The sequence below is a fragment of the Mesorhizobium sp. M1A.F.Ca.IN.020.04.1.1 genome (genome assembly GCF_003997315.1).
Lineage (GTDB): Bacteria > Pseudomonadota > Alphaproteobacteria > Rhizobiales > Rhizobiaceae > Mesorhizobium.
In genome coordinates, this window is record NZ_RZSN01000312.1 from 1 (window position 1) to 3272 (window position 3272).

Annotated in this window: 2 protein-coding genes; both read left to right on the forward strand. The window is 64.6% G+C overall.

Features of this window, described 5'->3' with window-relative positions; all coding sequences use genetic code 11:
• The coding region (locus tag EOA49_RS31090) for an FAD-dependent oxidoreductase (RefSeq protein ID WP_164749354.1) at positions 1–2522 on the forward strand (2522 nt) is incomplete at its 5' end.
• A gap of 92 nt (positions 2523–2614) precedes the next feature.
• On the forward strand, positions 2615–3272 hold a 658-nt coding region (locus EOA49_RS31095; protein WP_164749355.1), incomplete at its 3' end, for a DUF1194 domain-containing protein.

Genomic DNA, 3272 nt, shown 5'->3' on the forward strand with positions numbered 1-3272 from the left:
GTCTTGGCGGTATTGTCGGCGCGTCGGTCGCCCATCACCTGATCGAGCGCGGTTGGGACGACATCGTGGGCATCGACAAGTCGGGCATCCCGACCGATATCGGCTCGACCGCGCATGCCTCGGACTTCTGCTACACGACCAGCCACGATTTTCTCTCCTGCTGGACGACGCTCTATTCCATCGATTTCTACGAGAAGATGGGGCATTACGCGCGCATCGGCGGCCTCGAAGTCGCGCGCGTCGGCGACGATGGCCGCATGGACGAGATCAAGCGCAAGATTGCTTCCGCCAAGGCATTCGGCACCCGCGCGCGCCTGATCGAGCCGGCCGAGATCAAGCAGAAGTTCCCGCTGATCGAGGAGCATCTTGTGCAGGGCGGGTTGTGGGACCCCGACGCCGGTCTCGTCATCCCGCGCTCGCAGACGGTGGCCGGCAAGCTCGTCGACCAGGGTGTCGCTTCCGGCAAACTCCAGGCTTTCGCCAACACCTCGGCCAAGGACCTGATCGTCGAGAACGGCCGCATCAAGGGCGTCGTGACCGAGCGCGGCACGATCGAAGCCGATTATGTGGTCGTCTGCACCGGCATTTGGGGCCGGCTGACCGCGGCACTGGTCGGCGAAGACCTGCCGGTCATGCCGATCGACCACCCGCTGACCTTCTTCGGCCCGTATAACGAGTTCGCCGGCACCGGCAAGGAGATCGGCTGGCCGCTGCTGCGCGACCAGGGCAACTCGGCCTATATGCGCGACACCGGGGATCCCAAGACCGCGGAGGGCGGGCAGATCGAATGGGGCTATTACGAGGAGACCAATCCGCGCCTTTGCCATCCGCGCGACCTGCTGGAAAAAGACCAGGCGCGGCTCTCGCCCTCGCAGCGCGACCTCGACATGGAGCAGATCATGGCGCCGCTGGAGCGCGCCATGGAACTGACGCCGATCCTCGGCGAGCTCGGCTACAATGAAGGCCATTCCTTCAACGGGCTGCTGCAGGTGACGACCGATGGCGGGCCTTCGATGGGCGAAAGCCAGAAGGTCAGGGGCCTCTGGTACGCCGTCGCCATCTGGGTCAAGGACGGCCCGGGTATGGGCAAGCTGATCGCCGACTGGATGACCGACGGCCGCACCGCGATCGATCATCACGCCATCGACTATGCGCGCTTCTACCCGCACCAGACGAAGGAAGAGTTCATCTGGGATCGCTGCACCGAGACGGCGATGAAGGTCTACAATCCGGCGGTGCATCCGCGCGAGCCGTTCTCCAAGGGCCGCAACATCCGCCGCTCGCCGTTCTGGGAGCGCGAGAAGGAACTCGGCGGCTACTTCATGGAGCTGGGCGGCTGGGAGCGCGCCCATGGCTATGCCGCCAACGAGCATCTCCTGGAAAAATACGCCAACCGCGTCCCGGTGCGCGAGAATGAGTGGGACAACCGCCATTTCTGGCGCGTCTCCAATGCCGAGCATCTGGCGATGAGCGAGGATTGCGGCATCGTCAACCTCTCGCATTTTTCGATGTACGACGTGGAGGGGCCGGACCATGTCGCGCTGCTGGAATGGCTGTGCGCGGCCAAGATCGGCGGCGACAACAATATCGGCAAGGGCATCTACACCCACTTCCTCGACGAGGAGGGCATGGTGCGCGCCGACTTCACCGTGATCCGCATGGCCGATCGCTGCCGCGTCATCGACGGCGCCGACGCCGGGCCGCGCGACTTCCGCTACATGCAGCGCACCGCGCAGGACAAAGGTTTCGATGTCACTGTCACCGATGTCACCGAAAAATACGTCACCATCGGCATCTGGGGACCTAATGCTCGCACGACGCTGCAGAAGGTGGTCGAGGACCCGAACGGGCTGACGCCGGACAATTTCCCGTTCGCGGCGATCAAGCCGATCAGGATCGGCGGAAAGGACGTCACCGCCTTCCGCATCTCCTATGTCGGCGAGCAGGGCTGGGAACTGCATATGCGCTATGAGGACGGGCTCGCCGTCTGGGACGCGCTGCGCTCGACCGGTGTGATGCCGTTCGGCGTCGAGACCTACGCCAACACGCGCCGCATGGAGAAGAGCCTGCGGCTGCAGAACGCCGACCTCTTGACCGAATACAATCTGCTCGAGGCAGATCTTGCCCGCCCGAAGGTCAAGGAGAACGACTTCTGCGGCAAGGCCAAGCACCTGGAATATCGCGCCCGCGAGCATCAGCCGGCTATGCTCTGCACGCTGGTGATGACCGAGAACACCGATTCCAAGGGCGTCGCGCGCTATCCGGTCGGCATCATGCCGGTGCAGGATCCCGCGACCGGCGAGACGCTGGTCGACGAGCTCGGCCGGCGCTCCTTCACCACGTCGGTCGCCTACGGCCCGACCATCGGCAAGAACATCGCGCTCGCCTATCTGCCCTGGGCCTACTGCCAGGAAGGTCGCAAGCTGCAGGTGGAGTATTTCGGCGAGACCTATCCGGTCGAGGTGGCCGGCGTCGGCTACAAGCCGCTTTACGACCCGGAGAATCTCAAGCCGCGCAGCTAAGCGAGCGCGCGTTCGTCCGGATTGGTGGAAGGCCCGGTCGACGCCGGGCCTTTTTGCTTTGTTCATGCGCGATTATCGCTTACCGTTGCGTCATGTCCGCTTTGGGCCGAACAACGCATTGGCTTTCCGGCGCCGCCGCGCTGGCGCTGCTCCTCGGCCCGCCCACGCGATCGAGTGCGATAGAGCCGGTAGATGTCGAGCTGGTGCTCGCAGTCGATGTTTCGCTCTCCATGTCGCCGGCCGAACTCGAGATCCAGCGCCGTGGCTATGCGGCGGCACTGACGGATGACAACGTGCTCAAGGCCATCGCCGATGGCGTCCACGGCAAGATCGCGGTCACCTATGTCGAGTGGGCCGGCACCAGATGGCAGCGGGTCGTCGTACCGTGGACAGCGATTGCCAATCGCGCCGACGCCGAACGGGTGGTTGCGCAGATGAACGCGCGTCCGCCGGACAGCGCGCGACGTACTTCGATCTCCGGCGCACTTGCCTTCGGCAGCGACCTTTTCGCCGAAAGCGGCTTTCAGGGGACCAAGCGCGTCATCGACGTTTCGGGCGACGGACCCAACAACCAGGGCGCGCCGGTCGACATCACGCGCGACGAGGTGGTGAGGCAGGGCATCACCATCAACGGACTGCCGCTGATGACAAGGGGCGGGTACGGCGGCGCCTTCGACGTCGCCAATCTCGACCGCTACTACAGCGACTGCGTGATCGGCGGGCCCGGCGCCTTCATGATCCCGGTCAACG